Source organism: Peribacillus aracenensis (assembly GCF_025175645.1).
Lineage (GTDB): Bacteria > Bacillota > Bacilli > Bacillales > DSM-1321 > Peribacillus > Peribacillus aracenensis.
Window position 1 is genome coordinate 72,592 of the sequence record NZ_JANZMJ010000006.1, and the last position, 17,457, is coordinate 90,048.

The following is a 17,457-nucleotide window of genomic DNA, read 5'->3' on the forward strand; positions in this document are numbered from 1 at the left end:
TCCATCCCCTTTTTCCATTACAGGTTATATTTTTTATATCATTGATTATCTTCGTTTATCCAGCGTGCTACCTCTTTTGAAAAATACGTAATGATCAAGTCGGAACCTGCGCGTTTCAAACCTGTCAGCATTTCCATCACTATCGCTTTTTCATCAATCCAGCCATTTTGGGCAGCAGCCTTGACCATTGAATATTCACCGCTGACATTATAGGAAACAACCGGAAGATTAAAGTTATTCTTAACGTCCCTGATGATGTCCATGTAGGAAAGGGCTGGTTTCACGATTAGGAAATCCGCACCTTCAGCAACATCGGATTCAGCCTCACGGAACGCTTCAAGGCGATTGGCGGGATCCATTTGGTAAGTTTTCCTGTCGCCAAATTGTGGCGCACCATTCGCAGCATCTCGGAATGGGCCGTAAAAAGCCGAAGCGTATTTCACCGCATAGGACATGATCGGAATATCTTCATAACCCGCTTCATCCAGACCTGTACGGATGGCCGCAACGAAACCGTCCATCATATTGGAAGGAGCAATGATATCGGCGCCAGCCTCTGCCTGGCTGATTGCCGTTTTGGCAAGAAGGTCAAGAGAAGCGTCATTGAGGATTTTTTCCCCTTCAACGACCCCGCAATGGCCATGGCTTGTATACTCACAAAGGCAGGTATCCGCAATGACAATAACTTCTGGATATTGTTTTTTAATAAAGCGGGTTGCCTCTTGCACAAGTCCGTTGTGATGAAATGCCCCTGTGCCTTGTTCGTCTTTATCATGATCAAAAGGGACACCGAATAAAATGACTGATTTGATTCCCAGACTCACGACCTCATCCATTTCGGCCCCCAGATTATCCATCGATAGCTGATAGATGCCTGGCATGGAGTTGATTTCATTTTTCACATTTTCCCCGTCGATGACGAAGATCGGATAGATCAAATCCTCTTTATGCAATTGTGTTTCACGGACTAATGCCCTCATGCCAGCACTTGCACGCAAGCGGCGGTGGCGATTGAATGGAATGTTTTTCATTTTAAAGTTCCTCCCTTTTCACTTCTTTTCAAGATGAAGCGTATTAACTCCGCAACCATGGAATCCGTCGTATATACATCTGGACATACATCGACGGATAGCCCATGTTTTTCAGCTGTTTTAGCGGCAATCGGCCCGATGCAGGCGATGATGATCCGGTCTATGTATGTATCCAATTCATGGCGTTTCATGATCTGCAAAAAATGATTGACCGTCGATGAACTCGTAAAGGTTATGATGTCGATTTCATGGTTCTTTATAAGACGCACCAGTTTTTTTTCACTGCTTCGGGGAAGCACTGTATGATAAATAATCACTTCATCACAAGATGCACCAGCTTCATTGATTGCCTCCGCAATGACTGCCCTTGCGAGATTTCCTTTTGCCAGAAGCACGCGTGCCCCCGGATCAAGCCGGGTATTGAACTCCGCCACGAACCCTTCGGCAACAAACTGGGCTGGAACGAAATCCGCCTTATATCCATGCCGTTTCAGGGCCGCTTCTGTTTTGGAGCCGATTACGGCTATTTTCGGAAGCTTTAAAGGCTGGTCTCCAAGTAGCTTAAAGAAGAAATCCACCCCATTTTGACTGGTCAGAATGATCCAGTCATATGTAAGCAACTCTTCTAACCGCTGTTGTACATCTTCCAAATGATCAGGAAGAGTGAACTCAAGCAATGGCACAAGAAGCGGCGTTCCGCCATTTTTTTCGATCGACTCTTTTAAACCATCTGCCTGTCCTTTCCCTCTGGTGATCAACACCTGATAATCCTTAAGAGGTTGAACGGGATTCATTACTGATCAAGCTCTTCTTTTACGCGATCGATCAATTCTTTACCGCCCATTTCACTAATCTGTTTGGCAGCAGCATGCCCAACAGCCTCGGGATCGGCGCCCTCGACCATTTCTTTATAAATCACCTTTCCATCCGGGGCAGCGACCAAAGCCGTCAACGAAACGGATCCATTTTCTTTTGCCACCGCAAATCCGGCAATCGGCACCTGGCATCCGCCTTCCATTTTATCCAAAAAGGCACGTTCCGCTTCAACTGTTCTTTTCGTTTTCTCACAGGTCAATTTCGCAAGTTCCGCTAGCAGATCCTTGTCGTCTTCGCGGCATTCAATGGAAAGTGCTCCTTGTCCAACCGCCGGAATGCAAATATCCTCATCTAAAAATTCCGTTACGATGTCCTGTTCCCATCCCATTCTTGATAGTCCGGCCGCTGCTAAAATGATGGCATCATAATCTTCCGTTTTCAGCTTATTCAGACGGGTATCGATATTACCGCGAATCCATTTAATTTCAAGGTCCGGCCTTCTAGCCAAAATTTGCGCGCCGCGGCGCAAGCTGCTTGTACCTATGATGGAACCGGGCTTCAGTTCGGAAAGAGTTTCATGGTTCTTTGAAATCAAGGCATCCCGATGGTCCTCCCTAGGAGGTATGCAGCCAATCGTCAAGCCTGGAGGCAGCACAGCAGGCATATCTTTCATACTATGTACGGCCATATCAATTTCTTTATCAAGCATCGCTTGTTCGATTTCTTTAACGAATAAGCCCTTTCCGCCTACCTTGGAAAGTGTTACATCAAGGATTTGGTCACCCTTTGTGACAATTTCCTTCACTTCGAACTCGTATGGGACCCCAAGCTCTTTAAGTTGATCGATAACCCAGTTCGTTTGGGTGATCGCTAATTTACTACGTCTAGAACCGACAATTATTTTTCTCATAGTTTCCTCCTAAGTATTCCAAAAGTGGAATGTTGAAAGGCTTCCGAAAAGGAAAAAGTTAATCAACACAATCATGAAAGATCCAATATTCAGAAAGGCTAGCGTCCTTCCATACATTTGTTTCCGAATTTTCAAGTATAAAAACACACTGTAAGCGATAAGCAAAATGAATGAGCCGATGATCTTCATGTCCAGCCAGGATACCCCAGGCACTTTTATATAAGCCCATTGAATCCCCAGGATAAGGGAGACCACCAATAATGGAACACCTATTACCGCCAGGACATAAGACATATGCTCGAGCTTTGTTAAATCGCCGAGTCGAAGCAGGCGTTTTCCCCATTTCTTCCTTTTCAGTAAATCATATTGAATTAAGTATAAAAGTGAAAAAACGAAAGAAAGCGTGAATGCCCCATATGATAGGATGGCAAAAGTGATATGTATGAGCAATAGCTCCGAAACCAGGCGCTGTGCAAGCACTTGAGATTCTATCTGAACAGGTGCGAAGGTATGGATGGCCATGACCATGAAACCTAATACATTCGTAAAAAAGACCGTAAAATCGACTCTTAACAATCGATTAATGATTAAAGATAACGATATGAGGACCCATGCATAAAAATATAGTCCTTCAAAAATCGTCAATACCGGGAACCTTCCCGTTTTCAACACATACAGAAACAAAAAAATTGTTTGCAGCACCCAAACAATAGAAAGCAACCAGAAGGCGACCCTATTCGCCTTCTGGTTATTATTAAGGAAATCGATAAAATATAAAAGCATACTGACGGCATACAACAAAACAGTGGCTTCATGCAATCTTGTCATTAGTAATTCCATCTCTACCTCATTACTGGACAGGAACTGGATTCAATAGGGATGACTTGGAGCTGTTCCGTTCTTTTTCATCCGCAACCAGCTGGTCTTCAATCAATTCCTCTAAATGGAAGATTTTCACGAAATTATTCAATTGCTCTTTTGCATTCGGCTCATCTGCCAGCTCTTTTGCATAAAGGATCGGATCTTTCAGCATTTGGTTGATGATGCTTTTCGTATGCTTGTTCAGAACTTTTTTGTCACGTTCGCTCAAATGCGGAAGCTTTCTTTCGATGCTTTCCATCGTTTCCTTCTGGATCGTTAGGGATTTTTCCCGTAATGAAGAAATGACGGGAACCACACCAAGCAAATTAATCCATTGGTTGAAGTCCACGATTTCCGATTCGATCATCAATTCTATTTTCTCGGCAGCTTTCTTACGTTCTTCGATATTGGCTTGCACGATCCCTTCAAGATCGTCAATGTCATACAAGAAGACATTTTCCAGCTCACCCAATGTTGGATCGAGGTCACGCGGCACTGCGATATCGACCATGAAAATAGGACGGCCTTTACGAAGCTTATTGACGAATGACATCATTTCTTTTGTTACAAGAAGATCTTTTGATCCAGTGGAAGTAATCAGGATATCGGCATCCACTAAAGCGCATTGCAGCTCTTGAAGCTGTTTCGGCGTACCATTGAATCTCTCGGCCAGGTCGACCGCTTTCTGGAAGGTACGGTTAATGACCGTAATGCTGTCTGCGCCATTGCTATGAAGGTTTTGAATGGCCAGCTCACCCATCTTACCGGCCCCAAGAATCAAGACATTCTTGCCGTTCAGGCCTCCAAAGATTTTTTTTGCAAGCTCGACTGCCGCATAGCTGACGGAAACGGCATTGGTATTGATTTCGGTTTCCGAATGAGCTTTCTTAGCTAATGTAAGGGCTTGCTTGAAGAGATGGTTAAAAACGGTACCGATCGTATCCTCCTTCTGCCCTAACAGATAGCTTGAGCGTACTTGTCCCAAAATCTGAGTTTCTCCCAGTATCATGGAATTCAAGCCGCAGGTAACTGAAAATAAATGCTCGACAGCCCCATCGCCTTCATAAATGAACAGATATTTAGAAAATTCTTCTTTATCGATATTAAACCATTCCGAAAGAAATTCCTTTATATAATACCTGCTTGTATGAAGCTGGTCACCGATCGCATATATTTCCGTCCTGTTACATGTTGAAATGATAATGTTTTCCAAGATGCTTTTTTTATTTTTAAGAGCTTTCATTGCCTCGGCAAGTTCGGCTTCGTTAAACGATAGTTTTTCCCGAATTTCTACAGGGGCAGTTTTGTAATTTATACCAACCGCTAGAATATGCATCCTTTTGTTTTGCACCCCCAAAATTTTTCATGTAAATTTATTATACCATGTACTAAAATGGTTTCACGCAAATAATATGAACAGTTTATGAAAACGTATGCTACCATGGAAAAGACAGCCAAAACGCCTGAATTGTTACAAAAGGTGTCTAAGCGGGTTTTGTATGTTACATACATATTTCGACATTGTGTACAAAAGTACCATATCAAAAATGGCAAAAAACTTCAAGTAATCGAATTGCATAGGAGGATAAAATGAAAACGCAGCGTATTTTCCCAGGAATCGTTTTAATCGGTTTCGGGCTCTATTTTTTTCTTGAACATTCCCAAATCGAAATCTTTCCAGGCTTTTTCAGCTGGCCCACTTTATTATGTATAGTTGGTGCAGCCTTCCTCATTCAGGCATATAGCGGTAATGAATATGAGTCCATCCTGCCAGGCGTCATCTTACTCGGGTTCGGGGCTCACTTCCACATCGTCGAGAACCTGGATATTTGGCCGGATAATATAGGTATCTTTATTTTAATCATCTCTCTGGGATTTATTCTCCGGGCACGTAAAACAAATTCTGGAATGTTTCATGGTATGGTAATATTCATCATCTCGATCACCTTTTTATTCTATGATAAAATCAAAACGTCTTTCGGGTTTGTTGATACAACTACTGCGAACATCGAAAGGTTTTGGCCATTTGCCTTGATGGCAATCGGCATTTATTTTTTGGTTCGAAAAAAGTGAAAATTTTTGTTTGGCCAATTTTTATGAATTCCATAATGAAAAAGGGTATTCCAAATGCGGAATACCCTTTTCTTTTACATATATTTCTTAAGGACGCCCCATGCTTGTTCCTTACCTTCGCCTGTTTCACCGGAGAATAGAAGCAATTCATCTTCTTTTTCCATATTTAATGTTTGGCGCGTGACTTTCAAGTGCTTCTGCCATTTGCCTTTTGGAATTTTATCCGCTTTAGTGGCAATAACGATCCGGGGCAGATCATAATGCTTCAGGAATTCATACATTGCGATATCATCCTTTGTCGGCGGATGACGCAAATCGACGATCAGAAGCGCAGCGCGGAGCTGGTCACGGGAAGTGAAGTACGTTTCAATCATCTTTCCCCAAGCATCACGCTCGGTCTTAGATACTTTTGCATAACCATAACCAGGTACATCCACAAAATGGAGTGCTTCATTTATGATATAAAAATTCAAGGTTTGCGTCTTACCCGGTTTAGAGGATGTGCGCGCCAAGTTTTTTCGATTGATCATTTTGTTGATGAAACTGGATTTCCCAACGTTGGAACGGCCTGCCAAGGCAAATTCCGGTATTGGGGTATTGGGATATTGTTCAGGCTTCACAGCACTGATGACAATATCTGAACTCGTCACTTTCATTCGTTCACACCTACCAATGCATGCTCAAGGACTTCATCGACGTGTGAAACTGGAACAAAAGTTAATGCTTTACGGACACTTTCCGGGATATCATCAATATCCTTTTCGTTATTTTGCGGGATGATGATTTTCGTAAGTCCTGCGCGATGGGCCGCTAAAGATTTTTCTTTAAGCCCGCCGATCGGAAGAACCCGTCCGCGTAATGTAATTTCGCCTGTCATGCCTACCTCTTTTCTGATCGGCCTATTTGTAAGGGCCGATATTAACGCTGTTGCAATCGTGATGCCTGCAGAAGGGCCATCTTTTGGGACCGCACCTTCGGGGACATGAATATGAATATCATACTTTTCATGGAAGTTCGCATCAATCTGAAGTTTCTCGGTTTTTGAACGGACATAACTGAAAGCAGCCTGTGCTGACTCTTTCATTACATCGCCAAGCTTTCCTGTCAGAATCAGCTTGCCTTTACCTGGTGATAAGGAAACCTCGATTTGCAGCGTATCGCCACCTACCGACGTGTAAGCTAACCCATTGGCTACACCTACTTGGTTCTCGACTTCCGCCTGTCCATAATGGAACATCGTTTTCCCTAAAAACTCCTCGACATTCTTTTCAGAAATGACGACCCGCTTTTTATCTCCGGAGACGATGATTTTTGCAGTCTTCCGACAGATGCTTGCAAGCTGTCGCTCCAGACTCCGAACACCGGCTTCCCGAGTATAGTAACGGATGATTTTTGTTAGAGCTTCCTCACGGATTTGCAGTTGTGTCTTCAATAAACCATGGTTTTCCAGCTGTCTAGGCAGCAAGTGATCCTTGGCTATATGAAGTTTCTCTATCTCAGTATAACCTGCAATCGAAATGATTTCCATACGATCACGAAGCGGACCGGGAATCGATCCCAAATTATTCGCCGTCGCGACGAACATGACTTTGGAAAGATCGTAGGTTTCTTCAATATAATGATCACTGAAATTATGATTTTGCTCCGGATCAAGCACTTCCAGCATCGCTGCAGATGGATCTCCCCTAAAGTCATTGGACATCTTATCGACTTCGTCCAATAAAAAGACAGGATTGATCGTTCCGGCTTTTTTCATGCCTTGAATGATCCGTCCCGGCATCGCCCCTACATATGTGCGGCGATGTCCGCGGATTTCTGATTCATCGCGCACTCCACCTAAAGATATACGGACGAAATTCCTATTCAGGGATGAAGCGATCGATTTAGCCAGGCTCGTTTTCCCGACCCCTGGCGGTCCCACCAAACAGAGGATCGGTCCCTTCAATGAATTGGTCAATTGCTGGACGGCCAAATACTCAAGCACCCGCTCCTTCACCTTTTCCAAACCATGGTGGTCCCGGTTCAGGATTTTTTCGGCTTTATGAATATTCAAGTCATCTTTGGTCGCTTTGGTCCACGGAAGCGATATCAGCCATTCGATATAATTGCGGATGACAGAACTCTCCGCTGAGCTCGAAGGAACCTTTTCATAACGGTCCAATTCCTTTAATGCCGTTTCTTTGATGTGCTCAGGCATATTTGCTTCTTCAATCTTTTCGTTGAGGACCTCAATCTCCCCTGTTTTTCCTTCTTTATCGCCCAATTCCTTTTGGATCGCTTTCATTTGTTCTCGTAAATAATATTCCTTTTGAGTCCGTTCCATCGAACGCTTAACACGCTGGCCGATCTTTTTCTCGAGAAAAAGAACTTCCTTCTCGTTATTGATGATCTCGATGACACGGCTTAAACGCTCTTTCATATCAATGGTCTCAAGCACTTCTTGCTTCTCCTTCAATTTCAAAGGCAAATGTGAAGCGATTATATCCGCTAATCGCCCAGGCTCTTCAATATCCGAAGTGGACGAAAACGTTTCACCGGTTATTTTTTTGGACATTTTTATGTATTGTTCAAAATAATCCAGTAGTGTGCGCATTAATGCTTGATGTTCAGCATCCTTTTCATCACTGTCTTCATATATTTTAATCTTGGCACCATAATGTGTCTCATAATCGTAAAATTCAATGACTTCTGCGCGGTTCAACCCTTCCACCAACACCCGGATTGTACCATTCGGAAGCTTCAACATCTGTTTTACCTTTGTTAAAGTTCCCATTGTAAATAAATCTTCTTCACCTGGTTCGTCCAACGAAACATCTTGTTGTGTCGTCAAAAATATAAGATGGTCTTCCACCATTGCTTTCTCAAGGGCTTGCACTGATCTATCTCGGCCTACATCTAAATGAAGTACCATCGTTGGATATACAAGCAATCCTCTTAGCGGCAGGAGGGGGACGATGATTTCTTTATCAGTCATTTCCTGACACCTCCATCTAATTAGTATCGTCGTTGTAAACTATTTACCCATGTTCTCAACCTTTTAACAATTCTATCCTATTTATATAGAAGTGTCTATTCGTTTACCTTAACACGTTTCGACTGCTTTTATTATCTCCAATATTGGATAAAAAAGCACGTTTAAATGCGTGTTTATTTTACGTCAGGTTTGTCGGGAACGCCAATATGGTCCTTAAAATGCCCCGGTTCCATTTTTTAGCCGGGGCATTTCCTTTATACACTTTCTTTTTTCGATAGGTCCAAGGTTGTAAGGATTTGTTCCGACATCAATTCTTTTTTCAGTGCCTGATCCAGCACTTCCTTTACATTCGTAACGGGAATGATTTCTATATCCTTGATTTCAGATAGAAGCGGCTGCATGTTTTCGGCTGGGATGATTACTTTCTTAGCCCCAGCTAGTTTAGCCGCCTTGATTTTCGGAATGACACCCCCGATCGGTTTAACGCCGCCATGAATGCTTATTTCCCCAGTCATCGCCACGGTGTGATCAACAGGGATTTTATATATGGCCGAGTATATGCCTGTAGCCATGGCAATTCCTGCAGAAGGGCCATCTACTGGACTTCCGCCAGGAAAGTTCACATGGATATCGAATTGATCGGCAGGCACTCCCATCGACCGTAAAACCGTAATGACATTTTCTATCGAACCTTTTGCCATGCTCTTGCGACGAATCGATTTGCCACTCCCGCCGCCGATACTCTCTTCTTCAACGATGCCGGTAATGTTTATCGAACCCTTTTCATCAGAAGCAGCCATGACCGTAACCTCGATTTCCAGCAACGCCCCGCTGTTGGGACCATAGACTGCAAGACCGTTGACAAGGCCTATTTTAGAATTCGATTCTATTTTCCTGTCCATTCTTTGTGTCAGCTGGCTGCTATGGGCCATCCAATCTATATCTTCTTCCCTGATAAACGTCCTGTTTTCATTAATTGATATTCCTGCAAGAGTCTGAATCATGTTGACAGCTTCCCTGCCATTTCGGGCATAATCCGAAATCGACTGCAAGCCTTTTTCACTGATGGTGATCCCCACTTTATCAGAGGCATTCTTAGCCACGGTGATTATTTCTTCCCGGTCAAGTTCTCGGAAAAACACTTCTATGCATCTTGAACGTATCGCAGGCGCGATTTCATTTGGCGTTCTTGTTGTGGCTCCAATCAGCCGAAAGTCAGCCGGCAGCCCATTTTTAAAAATATCATGGATGTGAGTGGGAATATTTTGATTTTCCTCTTGATAATAAGCACTTTCCAGAAAGACCTTGCGATCCTCCAATACCTTTAACAGTTTATTCATCTGTATTGGATGAAGCTCCCCTATTTCATCTATGAACAGTACGCCGCCATGAGCATTGCTGACTGCCCCCTGCTTAGGCTGCGGAATGCCAGCCTGTCCCATAGCCCCAGCTCCTTGGTAGATCGGATCGTGCACAGAACCAATGAGCGGATCGGCAATCCCTCGTTCATCGAACCTGGCTGTAGTGGCGTCCATTTCAACGAAAACGGCCGAATTCTTAAAAGGGGATTTGCCATTTTTCTTCGCCTCTTCCAAAACAAGTCTGGCAGCTGCCGTTTTCCCTACCCCTGGGGGACCGTAAATTATCACATGCTGGGGATTCGGCCCACATAAAGCAGCTTTTAAAGATTTAATCCCATCTTCTTGACCGACGATTTCATTAAATGTGCTTGGTCTAACCTTTTCTGCCAATGGCTCTGTTAACGAAATCGATCTCATCTTCCGTAATTGGTCCATCTCTTTACGTGAATCACGGTCAATGGAAACTTTTTGTGTCCGCTGGCCTTTCAATAAGTTCAAAAAATACAATCCAATAATGATCCCAAAAAAAAGCTGGATAAACAACGCCAATCCTGTCCAATTCATCGTATTCCCTCCTGCACTCTCCTAGTTTGTCATTTCTGTTAGTATCTCCTTTGGAAGGGCGAAATTATCCAAGAAATTCGTGTTGAAAATTTTGGCGTTTTTATCCTAAATAACAACAATTTATAAAAAGACAAAGAAAAAGACTGCAAGGATGAACTGGCAGTCTAGACTGTAAATAACTCAAAATTAATTGGTTTTACCCTACTGTTTTTTTGAAGTTCGAATTGATTTTCCACTACAGGCATCGCTTTCCGCGGGCGGTCCGGGAGCCTCCTCGGCGCCCTGCGCCTGCGGGGTCTCCCTGGGACGCGTATTCCCTCAGGAGTCTCGCACCTTCCGTTCCAACAAACAAAAAGACTGCCAGGTTGAACTGGCAGCCTTGCTTTTCCATATGATCAAGCAGATGTTTTCTTTTCTTGGCCTTTGATGGTTGTACCGTCTTTTAGGACGAGCTTTGGAGATTCGTTTTTCGAAATCGTGCTGCCAGTGATTACACATTTTGCAACGTCATCACGTGAAGGCAGATCGAACATCACTTCAAGAATGATGCCTTCGATGATGGAACGCAGACCACGTGCACCAGTTTTACGTTCAATTGCCTTTTTAGCAATTTCACTTAGCGCTTCCTGTTCGAATTCCAATTCAACATCGTCAAGCTCAAGCAATTTTTGATATTGTTTAACAAGGGCATTTTTCGGCTGTGTAAGGATTTCAATCAAAGCAGCTTCATCCAATTGCTCAAGAGTCGCAATTACCGGAAGACGTCCGATGAATTCCGGAATTAATCCGAAACGAAGCAAGTCTTCAGGAAGAACTTTGGAAAGCAATTCTTTTTCTGCAATATCATCCTTTTTCACATCAGAGCCAAAGCCGATGACTTTTTGACCAAGACGGCGTTTGATGATCGGTTCGATGCCATCAAAGGCACCGCCGCAAATGAACAAAATATTAGTCGTATCGATTTGGATGAATTCCTGATGTGGATGTTTACGGCCACCTTGAGGCGGAACGCTTGCAACCGTTCCTTCAAGTATTTTCAATAAAGCTTGTTGCACACCTTCACCAGACACGTCACGTGTAATGGAAGGATTTTCCGATTTACGGGCAACTTTATCGATTTCATCAATATAAATGATGCCTTTTTCCGCCTTTTCCACATCATAATCTGCTGCTTGGATCAATTTTAGCAAGATGTTCTCGACATCTTCCCCAACATATCCAGCTTCCGTCAATGAAGTGGCATCAGCAATGGCAAAAGGAACATTCAGTAATCGTGCCAATGTTTGCGCAAGAAGGGTTTTCCCGCTTCCAGTCGGTCCGATTAGGGCGATGTTACTTTTTGAAAGCTCCACATCGTCGACTTTGCTATTGGAATTGATACGTTTATAATGGTTGTAAACAGCGACAGCCAAAGATTTCTTCGCCTGTTCTTGTCCAATCACATATTCGTCAAGAATTTCACGGATTTCCATAGGCTTAGGAACATCTCTGAATTCTACTTCTTCATCAGTTCCCAGCTCTTCTTCGACGATCTCCGTACAAAGTTCTATACACTCGTCACAAATATAGACACCTGGACCAGCAACCAGTTTACGGACTTGTTCTTGTGTTTTACCGCAAAAAGAACATTTTAACTGTCCTTTTTCATCATTAAATTTAAACATGTACGTTCACCCCTTTAAATACTCTTCCAACTCTATAACATAGCGGTACCCAATCGTAATGAAAAGAAACTAGGCACACATCTACTTAAACATTCCAAAATCCTAAGTATGTTTTGCATTTTATCATGTTCTTGGAAGTTTAGTAACAAAAATGCTCACGGTCCGAGTTGTTAAATAAGTACAATAATCAATCAATATGTATTTGCCCTTTACCAGTATGCCCAAAACTTTAGATTTTTAAAAGCAGGATTTGCTGTATAAATATGTATATGCGGTATTAGAACTAATCTACACCGAAATCCCAAAAAAATCAATCAAGAAATAACCGATATTTGAAATTTACACTGATTCTCAATATGTATAAAACAAGGCACGATTACTCGCGCCTTGTTTTTTAAAGGAAATATTTTAATCTACTTATTTAATAACAATTATTTTGCGTCAACTGTTTTGCTGTTTTCTACCAAGAAGTCAATGGCTTTCTTAATTTTAAGATCGCCTTTGATTCCTTCTAAGTTTCCAAGAGCTTGTTTGATCGCGTCAACTTCCATATTGTACATAGTAGCCATTTGTGCAAGTTCAGCTTCTACATCTTCGTCAGTAGCTTCAAGTTTTTCAACTTCAGCGATCGCTTCAAGAGTTAAGCTCGTACGAACTTGTCCTTCAGCTTCTTCTTTCATTTGCGCTTTTAAAGCTTCTTCATCTTGACCTGAGAATTGGTAGTAAAGCTCCAAATTAAGACCTTGAGATTGAATGCGTTGAGAGAACTCATTCATCATGCGGTCAACTTCGTTTGAAATCATTGCTTCAGGAACGTCTATTTCTACACCTTCAACAGCTTTACCAATTACAGTGTTTTGAATGAAGTTTTCTTCTTCATGTTTTTTGTCATGCTCTAATTTATGTTTTGTTTTTTCTTTAAGTTCAGCCAAAGTTTCCACTTCGTCGTCGACATCTTTCGCGAACTCATCATCCAACTCAGGAAGTTGTTTTGTTTTGATTTCGTGAATTTTCACTTTGAATACAGCTGGTTTACCTGCAAGTTCAGCAGCATGGTATTCTTCAGGGAATGTAACTTCGATATCTTTTTCAGCGCCAGTTTCAAGACCTACAAGTTGCTCTTCAAATCCTGGAATGAAAGAGTTTGAACCGATTTCCAATGAATGGTTTTCTGAAGCTCCGCCTTCGAATGCTTCACCATCAACGAATCCTTCAAAGTCAAGAACAACTGTATCGCCTTCAGCAACTTGTCCTTCTTCTTTAACGACAAGCTCAGCTTGACGCTCTTGCAAAGTTTTCAATTCGTTTTCAACATCTTCGTCAGTTACTTCAGTATTGAATTTTTCAACTTCAACACCTTTGTAATCTCCCAATTTAACTTCAGGCTTAACTGTTACAGTTGCAGTGAAGATCAGGTTTTCGCCTTTTTCCATTTTCTCGATGTCGATTTCTGGACGATCTACAGGCTGAATTCCAGCTTCTTCGACAGCATTTGCATAAGCATCTGGAAGAATGATATCAAGCGCATCTTGGTAAAGTGATTCTACGCCGAATTTTTTTTCGAACATTTGACGTGGCATTTTACCTTTACGGAAGCCAGGTACATTTACTTGTTTCACTACTTTTTTGAAAGCTGCGTCTAAACCTTCGTTTACTTTTGCAGCGTCAACTTCGATTGTTAGTACGCCTTGGTTACCTTCTTGTTTTTCCCATTTTACAGACATGTGTTTCCCTCCAAAAATCTATATACTTCAATAATAAGCATTGGATGAATATGCTTTGCAAGTGTTAACAAGTCATCCTTCAAATATACCCCAAAAATATTGGGGTAATCGTCAAAATTAGACGATTATACATTACAACCACTACATTATACCACAGGATTAATCTGTTACAACAGCAATAGCTTAAATAATGGGATAAGAAATTTCTTCAATTTCTTTTATATTGGAAAGAATATCCGCAACGCTTTCCTCATCAGCTTGGTATAGGTCCGCTAATTCCCTCATGAAAACTTCCCCGGTCATGTATTCTTCCGCCAAGGCATGATAGGCAGCTGCCCATGCCGGCAAACTTTCTGGTCCGGGTTCAAAAGGAAACAATAAAAAAGAATGACGTTCAATCAAACTATGGACCATTTCAAATAAGCTCGGATTATCCTGACTGATTTCCTCTTCGGTCAGCCCGGTTACCTTCTTATAAAAGTCCGTCTCCTTCAACCTTTTCAATTCGCTTGGTATGACCGACTTTGATTGATTGAATTTCTTCAATGTCACTTCCTCGTTATATTCCTGGTCGATAAGGATGTTAAGGAGCATCGTTTTAAAGAAAGGGTGTTCCTCATCTTTTTGTAGGAATTCTTCGATTTGAGGGATAAATGGTCGAATATTGATATTCGTGAGTTTTGAAATGACCATAAGCATGTCATTATCCGTTTTCCCTTCAAAAAGTTCATCCTCCTGCAATTCCTCTGAAAGCTGCTGATTTTGCCTTTCCTTTTCCTCTTTTTTATCCTCAAGGGCCCTTTTACTGAACTGAAGCATCTTTTCGAAATGCTCCTCTTTATCAAAAGGAATTTGGCTTTCTTCAAATAGCAGTTCGATCGTCGTGACCATTTCCTGATGTTCGCCTAATTGCAGCAGTACCATCAAATAAATATTGATCAGTTGAAAATAGTCGCCGATGCCTTTATTCAGCATCTCTATACACAACTCTTTTGACTCCTGGTAATACTCAAGTTCGACTAATGAGACCACTAGTCCCATGCAAACTTCATCATTTTCAGGCTCATACTCCCTGGCTTGGCTGAAAAGCTGTGCAGCCGCTTTAAAGTTTCTGTTTCCAAGCTCATCCAGCCCTTTTACAATCAGCCTTTCACCGAGATTTGGAAAGGCGATAATTTTGGTTTCTCCGACCTTCTTTTCGTTGTTCTCATTATCCATCCTATTTTCCGCCTCACCGTTCGCTTTTTGAGAAACAGTTTAGCATGTAATAGCTGGAAACACAAAAAATTATATGCCTGATGAACGCCTTTTCGTCTTTCCACGATAAAAAAAATCCCGCATCCTTTCAATTATGAAAGGAGAACGGGATATGACCTTCTTCGATTAAATACTAGTTACAGTCTTTTTTTGAGATTCATAGGCAGAAATCTCTTTATCATATTGTAGCGTTATCGAAATTTCATCCCAGCCTTTGATGAGCATTTCCTTCCAATATGGATGAATTTCAAAGCTTGTTTCAAACCCTTGACCATCTTTCAATGTCTGATTGGGAAGGTCGATCGTCAACTCATAATCAGGTGCCGACACCCTCTCCATTAAATAGCTTACTTCAGTCTGGGTTAAAGCGATGGGGACCATGCCATTTTTCATGCAATTACTTTTAAAGATATCAGCATAAGAAGGAGCGATGATGATATCGAATCCGTAGTCTTTCAATGACCAAGGGGCATGCTCACGCGAAGAACCGCAGCCAAAATTCTCACCTGCTATTAAAATGGACGTGTTTTGGTTATAGGACTGATTCAATTCAAAATCAGGACGTTCCTTTCCATCTTCATCAAAACGCCAGTTATAGAATAAAAACTCGCCAAATCCGCTTCGCTCAATCCGTTTTAAAAATTGCTTCGGAATGATTTGGTCCGTATCCACGTTTTTACGGTCAAGTGCCGCCGCTCTTCCTTTATATATAGTAATGGGTTCCATTCTCTGCACCTCCGGTTAATTCGTATTCTTAATGGACTTGTTCAGTTCTTTTCAAATTCCTGATATCGACAAACTTCCCATGAATGGCGGCCGCGGCAGCCATGGCCGGACTAACCAGGTGCGTTCTTGCTCCAGCTCCTTGCCTGCCTTCAAAGTTCCGATTACTTGTGGAGGCACAATGCTCACCGGCAGGAACAACGTCAGGATTCATGCTGAGGCACATGCTGCAGCCCGATTCACGCCATTCGAAGCCCGCTGATTTGAAAATCTCATCCAACCCTTCATCTTCCGCTTGCCTTTTGACGCTTTGTGAACCAGGAACGACCATCGCCCGAACCCCTTTATGAACAGTTTGGCCTTCGATCATTTCTGCGGCTTGCCGTAAGTCCTCAATGCGTGAATTGGTGCACGATCCTATGAATACATGCTGTACGGGAATTTCCGTGATCGGCATACCTTCCTCAAGACCCATATACTCAATGGCCCGTTTCAGTTCTTTAGGATCCATGATATCTTCTGCGAAGGTAGGTACTTTTCCGTCCACTCCACTAGCCATTCCAGGATTCGTCCCCCAGCTGACCATTGGTGAAATCAGACTGCCATCAAGAATGATTTCTTGGTCATATACAGCATCCTCATCACTGGAAAGTGACTTCCAGTCCTGAACACATCGCTCGAACTCTTCTCCTTTCGGCAAATATTTACGACCTTTCAAATAAGAGAAAGTTGTTTCATCGGGAGCTACCAGCCCGGCTCTTGCCCCGCCTTCGATCGACATATTGCAAACCGTCATTCTCTCTTCCATTGACATATCGCGGAAAACTTCCCCACAATACTCAATGATATGTCCCGTACCGAAATCGACACCGAATTTAGAAATCACATATAAAATGACATCTTTCGCCATCACGCCATGACCAAGCTTGCCATTAACCTCAAGCTTTAATGTTTTGGGTTTTGTTTGCCATAGGGTTTGTGTGGCCAAAACATGCTCGACCTCACTCGTACCGATTCCAAACGCAATCGAGCCAAACGCACCATGTGTGGAAGTATGACTGTCACCGCAGACAATCGTCATCCCTGGCTGTGTAAGGCCTAATTCCGGCCCGATAACGTGAACGATACCTTGATCCGGGCTGTCTAAATCAGCAAGACGGATTCCGAACTCCTTACAGTTTTGCTCAAGCGCCTCTAATTGTTTCCTTGCAATATCATCCTCGATGAAATAGCGATTAACGGTTGGCACATTATGATCCATTGTCGCGAAAGTGCGGTCTGGTCTCCTGACTGTGCGTCCTTTTAATCTCAAACCTTCAAATGCTTGCGGAGAGGTCACTTCATGAATATATTGAAGGTCAATATAAATTAGATCCGGTTTATTCTCCTCTTCATTTACAATATGGCGATTCCATATTTTCTCTATAATCGACTTTCCCATCACTATCCCACCTCGATCAATCTTGTATTTTTTTTAAAAAACACGGCCTAATGTTAGG

General features: G+C 42.5%; 14 protein-coding genes. 1 reads left to right on the plus strand and 13 read right to left on the minus strand.

Translation table 11 applies throughout. From position 1 onward, the window contains the following. Positions 1–38: 38 nt before the first annotated feature. Genes hemB through hemA form a run of 5 tightly spaced genes read right to left on the minus strand, consistent with a single transcriptional unit; the run spans position 39 to position 4,954 of the window. On the minus strand, positions 39–1,031 hold the full coding sequence (gene hemB, locus N0M92_RS08520) for a porphobilinogen synthase (protein ID WP_076364930.1): 993 nt from the start codon (positions 1,029–1,031) through the stop codon (positions 39–41). Further along, positions 1,028–1,825, minus strand: a complete 798-nt coding sequence (locus tag N0M92_RS08525) for a uroporphyrinogen-III synthase (RefSeq protein WP_260285327.1) — start codon at positions 1,823–1,825, stop codon at positions 1,028–1,030. Before N0M92_RS08525 ends, hemB begins: the two co-directional genes overlap by 4 nt. Continuing rightward, entirely contained in the window at positions 1,825–2,757 is a 933-nt protein-coding gene (gene hemC / locus N0M92_RS08530) for a hydroxymethylbilane synthase (protein WP_260285328.1), read from the minus strand. Before hemC ends, N0M92_RS08525 begins: the two co-directional genes overlap by 1 nt. A 9-nt stretch (positions 2,758–2,766) precedes the next feature. Continuing rightward, positions 2,767–3,585 (minus strand): cytochrome C assembly family protein, encoded by an 819-nt coding sequence (locus N0M92_RS08535; RefSeq protein WP_253513634.1) that lies wholly within the window; start codon positions 3,583–3,585, stop codon positions 2,767–2,769. 22 nt (positions 3,586–3,607) lie between these two features. Then, entirely contained in the window at positions 3,608–4,954 is a 1,347-nt protein-coding gene (gene hemA / locus N0M92_RS08540) for a glutamyl-tRNA reductase (RefSeq protein WP_260285329.1), read from the minus strand. A gap of 254 nt (positions 4,955–5,208) precedes the next feature. Here hemA and N0M92_RS08545 point away from each other — a divergent pair, with 254 nt between their 5' ends. Next, complete coding sequence (locus tag N0M92_RS08545) at positions 5,209–5,691, plus strand: LiaI-LiaF-like domain-containing protein (RefSeq protein WP_260285330.1); 483 nt, start codon at positions 5,209–5,211, stop codon at positions 5,689–5,691. 74 nt (positions 5,692–5,765) lie between these two features. On the opposite strand, the gene yihA is transcribed toward N0M92_RS08545, so the two are convergent. The 8 genes from yihA to leuC form a co-directional block, all read right to left on the minus strand. Next, entirely contained in the window at positions 5,766–6,347 is a 582-nt protein-coding gene (yihA, locus tag N0M92_RS08550; protein WP_260285331.1) for a ribosome biogenesis GTP-binding protein YihA/YsxC, read from the minus strand. Beyond that, a complete protein-coding gene (gene lon / locus N0M92_RS08555; RefSeq protein ID WP_260285332.1) occupies positions 6,344–8,665 on the minus strand; it encodes an endopeptidase La in 2,322 nt (773 codons plus the stop codon). The genes yihA and lon overlap by 4 nt, the downstream gene beginning before the upstream one ends. 254 nt (positions 8,666–8,919) lie before the next feature. Beyond that, positions 8,920–10,590, minus strand: a complete 1,671-nt coding sequence (lonB, locus tag N0M92_RS08560) for an ATP-dependent protease LonB (protein ID WP_260285333.1) — start codon at positions 10,588–10,590, stop codon at positions 8,920–8,922. A 395-nt stretch (positions 10,591–10,985) separates the two neighbouring features. Next, complete coding sequence (clpX, locus tag N0M92_RS08565; RefSeq protein WP_034308926.1) at positions 10,986–12,254, minus strand: ATP-dependent protease ATP-binding subunit ClpX; 1,269 nt, start codon at positions 12,252–12,254, stop codon at positions 10,986–10,988. A 431-nt stretch (positions 12,255–12,685) separates the two neighbouring features. Continuing rightward, positions 12,686–13,978 (minus strand): trigger factor, encoded by a 1,293-nt coding sequence (gene tig, locus N0M92_RS08570; RefSeq protein WP_192205974.1) that lies wholly within the window; start codon positions 13,976–13,978, stop codon positions 12,686–12,688. 183 nt (positions 13,979–14,161) lie between these two features. Further along, positions 14,162–15,196 carry a tetratricopeptide repeat protein gene (locus N0M92_RS08575; protein WP_260285334.1) on the minus strand — a complete coding sequence of 345 codons (1,035 nt, stop codon included), beginning with the start codon at positions 15,194–15,196 and terminating at the stop codon, positions 14,162–14,164. Positions 15,197–15,361: 165 nt separating this feature from the next. After that, entirely contained in the window at positions 15,362–15,961 is a 600-nt protein-coding gene (gene leuD / locus N0M92_RS08580) for a 3-isopropylmalate dehydratase small subunit (protein WP_260285335.1), read from the minus strand. 28 nt (positions 15,962–15,989) lie between these two features. Next, positions 15,990–17,399 carry a 3-isopropylmalate dehydratase large subunit gene (gene leuC / locus N0M92_RS08585; protein WP_260285336.1) on the minus strand — a complete coding sequence of 470 codons (1,410 nt, stop codon included), beginning with the start codon at positions 17,397–17,399 and terminating at the stop codon, positions 15,990–15,992. Positions 17,400–17,457: the final 58 nt, after the last annotated feature.